At 68.1% G+C, this 4,992-nt stretch carries 3 protein-coding genes; all 3 read left to right on the forward strand.

From position 1 onward, the window contains the following. Positions 1 to 259 precede the first annotated feature (259 nt). The 3 genes from AOK08_RS36595 (at position 260) to AOK08_RS36605 (ending at position 4,977) form a co-directional block, all read left to right on the forward strand. On the forward strand, positions 260 to 1,249 hold the full coding sequence (locus AOK08_RS36595) for a helix-turn-helix domain-containing protein (RefSeq protein ID WP_055534131.1): 990 nt from the start codon (positions 260 to 262) through the stop codon (positions 1,247 to 1,249). A gap of 450 nt (positions 1,250 to 1,699) precedes the next feature. Beyond that, positions 1,700 to 2,992: a glycosyltransferase family 2 protein gene (locus tag AOK08_RS36600; RefSeq protein ID WP_055534133.1), complete on the forward strand. Its 1,293-nt coding sequence runs from the start codon at positions 1,700 to 1,702 to the stop codon at positions 2,990 to 2,992. Further along, entirely contained in the window at positions 2,989 to 4,977 is a 1,989-nt protein-coding gene (locus AOK08_RS36605) for a right-handed parallel beta-helix repeat-containing protein (RefSeq protein WP_241827246.1), read from the forward strand. The genes AOK08_RS36600 and AOK08_RS36605 overlap by 4 nt, the downstream gene beginning before the upstream one ends. Positions 4,978 to 4,992 lie beyond the last annotated feature (15 nt).

Below are 4,992 nucleotides of genomic sequence, written 5' to 3' on the forward strand. Positions count from 1 at the left end.
GACAGCACCCAGGAGTCCTACGCCCCGGGCCAGGCCCCCGTACCCACTCCGGCGACAACGACGGACCCGAGCACCGCCCCCAGCTCCCTGGCGCCGGCCTCTCTGGCTCCGTGACTCGGTTACTCGGTGACTCGGTGACTCCGTGACTCCGTGACTCCGTAAAGAACTTCCGGGCGACCATCTGCTTGGCGTCGCGCATGTTAAGCATGACGACGCATGACGGCGGAAGTGCCCGGTGGGAAGATCGGTGGGGAACGGGATGATCGGGACGGTGTTCCGGAGTGAGGACGTGCCTGCGGCGGACAGGTTCGACTACTGGCGGGAACTGATCGCCCGGACGCGCTCCAACGATTTCATCAGCACCCACTCCGCCGATTTCTGGGGAGAACTAAGGCTGTTGGAGCTGGGCCCGGCGACTGTGATGAACGTGTCGTTCCTGCCGACACGATTCCGCCGGAGCCCGAGGATGGTGCGCCAGAGCGACCGCGAGCTGTACCACCTGACGCTGATGCTCGACGACGGAATGGCCCTCGACCACGCCGGTCGCACCACCGCGTTCGCCCCCTATGACCTGCACCTGGCCGACAGTTCCCAGCCCTACGACTTCCGACCGGCGGACGACCGGGAACGCCGGATCGTCAGAGGAGTGGGCCTGGACATACCCAAGGCGCTGCTGCCCCTGCCGCCGCACCGGGTAGGGGAGCTGCTGAACCGGCGCCTGCCGGGCGGCGAGGGAATCGGCGCCCTGCTGGCGGAGTTCCTCACCGGAGTGGACCGCCAGGCCGACACGCTCCAGCCGGCCGACGCGCCCCGCCTGGGCAGGGTCGTACTGGACCTCATGTCGGCCTGGATCGCACAACTCCTGGACGCGGAGGCCGCGTTGTCCCCGGAGACCCGGGGACAAGCCACGGCGGAACGCGTCCAGGAGTTCATCCGCCAGAACCTCCACGACCCCGAACTCACCCCACCCGTGATAGCGGCGGCCCACAACATCTCGCTCAGCTACCTGCACCGCATCTTCCAACAGCGCGCCCAGGGCGAACCCGTCGCCGCCTGGATCCGCCGCCGGCGCCTGGAGAACGCCCACCGAGACCTGGCCGACCCCTCACTCAGTGGCACGCCGATCAGTGCCATCGCCGCCCGCTGGGGCTACTCGCGCCACTCCGACTTCACACGAGCGTTCCGGGCGGCGTACGGAATGTCTCCCAGGGAGCACCGCCTCCAGTCGCCGGCCGGACGCGGGCACTGACCGCGTCCTCCGCCCTCCGTCCTCCCCAGGAACTGCGCGCGAGATGGCCGTTTGGTGAGCGGTATGTGACATGCGTTCACCAGGCGAGACTCGGGGCGTGTGATGTACGTCACATCAAATTTGCTTCCGTGAAGGTCCCGGAGGGCTTGCCCGTGAGGAGTGGCGGCGGGGGCGGCGCCCGCTCGGAGTGAAGGTAAATGCCGTACCACGCAGCTTATATGATGATCAGTCAGATCACTGGGGAGCGGCTTGACCCATGCGGTTCGGCGGTGGCCTGTTCGCTGAAGCGGCGTTCCTGTTGTGAGCATTTCGTGGATGCGACAGGTGAACTTTGTGTTGCCTGTGTGTCGAGTGGGAACCATGTGGCCCTAGATTTCGCCGTGTAGAGCGCGAACATCGCATATTTCGCCCATACGTTTGGGCAACGCTCCGGCTGGAGGGTCTGGGTTCGTGTCGAGCTTCTTCGACGATTTCTGGTCATGGATAGTCACGGCGACCGCCGAGACATCGTGGCGCGAGGTGATGCCACTGGGCCTCGCCGGCGCCTTCGTCTGGGGGCTGTGGCTCTATCGGGCGGTGCTCTCCCGGTTCGCCAAGCCCGTGGTGAACAACTACCGGACCACGGTGTCGGTGGTGGTGCCGGCGTACCGCGAGGACGCGGACATCCTGGTGGACTGCCTGGACACCTGGCTGGCCCAGGATCCCACCGAGGTCATCATCGTCCCGGACGTGGACGACACCGAGGTCCTGCACAGGCTGGCGCAGGTACAGGACCCCCGGGTTCGGGTACTGGCGTTCGAGCACAGCGGCAAGCGGTCGGCTCTCGGTGTGGGCATCCGCGCCGCGACGAGCGAAGTCGTGGTGCTGGTGGACTCGGACACCCGCTGGGAGCCGGGCCTGCTGGCCGCCGTACAGATGCCGTTCGTGGACCCCACGGTCGGCGGCGTCGGCACCCAGCAGAACGTCTACCAGCGCACGACCAGCGTCTGGCGGCGCGTCGCCGACTGGCTGGTCAACCTTCGCTACTACGACTACGTCCCGGCCATGGGCCGCGCGGGCGCCGTGGCCTGCCTGTCCGGTCGTACGGCGGCCTATCGGCGGACCGCGATCGAGCCCGTACTGGAGAACCTGGAGAACGAGTTCTTCCTGGGCCGGCGCTGCGTCGCGGGCGACGACGGACGGCTGACCTGGCTGGTGCTGGCATCCGGCTACAAGACCGTGCACCAGTCCTCCGCGCGGGCGATGTCGATGTTCCCTTCCTCGTTCCGCGCCTTCGTCAAGCAGCGGGTGCGCTGGAGCCGGAACTCCTACCGCTGCTATCTGACCGCTCTGTACAAGGGCTGGCTCTGGCGGGTCCCCCTGGTCACCAAGATCACCGTGCTGCAGATCCTGCTGACGCCGGTGACGATGGGCATGGCGCTCGGGTATCTGGTCTTCAGCCGCCTGGAGCTGACCGGCCGTGGCGTGGTCCTCGTACTGATCTGGCTGCTCGTGGGACGCGGTATCCGTGGATACTCCCATCTGCGCAGGCATCCCCAGGAGGTGCTGTTGCTGCCGGTGCTGGCGCTCGTCGTCATCATGATCTCGTTGCCGATCAAGCTGTTCGCCTTCGTCACCATGAACAAGCAGGGCTGGCTGACCCGCACCAGCAGCAGCGTCGGGGGCGAGGGCCAGAACTCGGCGTCCCTCGCCGGCGCGACCCGGACCGCCACGGCCTCGTGGCCGGAGGTGCAGCAGTCATGACACGTCATCCCCTTTTCTCCGGCGGCTCCGTCGGCTCCGGCGGCTCCGTCGGCTCCGGCGGCTCCGTGAGCTCCGCACTGCGGATATTTCAGGGCGGCGCGGTAGTGCTGTCCCTCGCCGCCGGTCTGGTCCTCGCCTCGGCGGTCGGCGCCCCCGCCGCCGACGGAGACAACAAACCGCAGGTCAACGCCACGGACGCGGAGAACGAGACCGCGCTCGTGGCCGCGGAGGACCACCGCCTGGACCAGGTCCGCGCGGTGGCCGCCGTGGCCCCCCTGAAGGGCGGTCAGTGGAAGGCGCCGTACCGACTCGACACCGGCAGCGGCTACACCCTGGTCCTGACCCAGCGCAGCAACCCCTACACCGTCTCGGACCTGCTGGAGCTGGCCCCGCAGACGTTCGTCCGCGAGCGGGACGGTTCCTACCTGCTGACCGAGAACATCTATCTCAACGCCGGGGCCAAGCTGAAGCTCTCCAACCCCGGTGGGCTGACCCTGCGGATGGCCAGCAGCAACAAGGGCTTCGTGAGCATCGTGTCCTTCGGCGGCCGGCTCACGCTGGAAGGCACCCCGCAGGCGCCCATGAAGATCGTCAGCTGGGACGACAGGAGGAACAGGCCGGACACGGACGTGCGGGACGGCCGGGCCTACATCCGTGCCATCGGCGGCCAGTTCGCCATGACGTACGCCAAGGTCGGTGACCTCGGCTTCTGGAGCGGCCGCACCGGCGGCCTGAGCCTCACCGGTACCGACCGCCCCGACACCGGCAACATCAAGGACTCGCCGGCGTCGGAGTCTGACGCGGGCAGCGGTGGCGTGGTGGCCCACCCCTCCGGATCGCTGACCACGCCGGACACCCGCTTCTCGGTGCCCAGCCTCTCGTACGTCTCGGCCGAGATCGGGCACTCCACCCTCTCGGGCAACGCGTACGGCCTGTTCATCTCCGGCGCCAACGGGGTCAGCATCAGCGACAGCACGGTGCAGAAGAGCCTGGAACACGGCGTGGTCCTGCACCGGTTCGTCACCAACGCGGTGGTCGAGCGGACCGTCTCCAAGGACAACGGCGGCGACGGGTTCGTACTGGCCCGTGCCACCGAGCAGGTCCGGATCAGTGGCTCCACGGCCACGGGCAACGGCGGCAACGGCTTCACGCTCAGCGGCCGGCCGCTCGCCAGCGGCCCCTCGGCCTCGGGTGAGTCCATCAGCAGCTACGGCTCCAACTCCGTGTCCGACAGCACCGCCAAGGACAACGGCCACTACGGCATCGAGATCTTCGGTGGCAAGGACGTCGGCGTTCAGAACAACCTTGTCGAGGGCGGCGACATGGGCATCGTGGCCCGCAAGGACGCCACCAAGGTGGCCATCACCGGAAACCACCTCAGCGGCCAGTCGCGACAGGGCATCTCGGTGCGCGACGGCGTGACCGCCGCGACGATCACCGGCAACATCGTCGAAAGCACCGACACCGGCATCTACGTACGGGACTCGGTCGGCGAGATACGTGGCAACACCGTCCAGGACGGCACCAATCACGGGATCAGTCTCGTCGGGGCGGTCGACAAGTCCCTCGTCTCGTACAACGTCGTCTCGGGAGTGGGCCCGAGCGCCCTGGACACCAGCCGCGCCCACGGCGACGTCACCGTCAAGCAGAACCAGACGTTCGCCTGGCACGACACCAGTTCCTTCTGGATCAAGTTCCGGCACTACGCCAGTCCCATGACGCTGCTCTGGGCGGGCATGCTGCTGCTCATCCTGTTCTCGGCGGTACTGGGCCGAGGCCAGAGCCGCCGCCGTGGGCGCGGTCGCGCCGGACGAGGAGTCCTGGGCGCCCACCCCTACGACGACAAGCGGCCGCTGGCCGGCGCCGTCAGGGAGATCCCCGTCCGTCAGGCACAGCTCGGCTGGTTCACGAAGGACGACGAGGAGACCACCACCCTGCGCGCCCTGACACCCCAGGCCCTCCAGGCCGGCCACCAGCCCCGCTGACCTCTGGCCCCCGCG

Origin of the sequence: Streptomyces graminilatus, from assembly GCF_001418565.1 — a bacterium.
GTDB lineage: Bacteria > Actinomycetota > Actinomycetes > Streptomycetales > Streptomycetaceae > Streptomyces > Streptomyces graminilatus.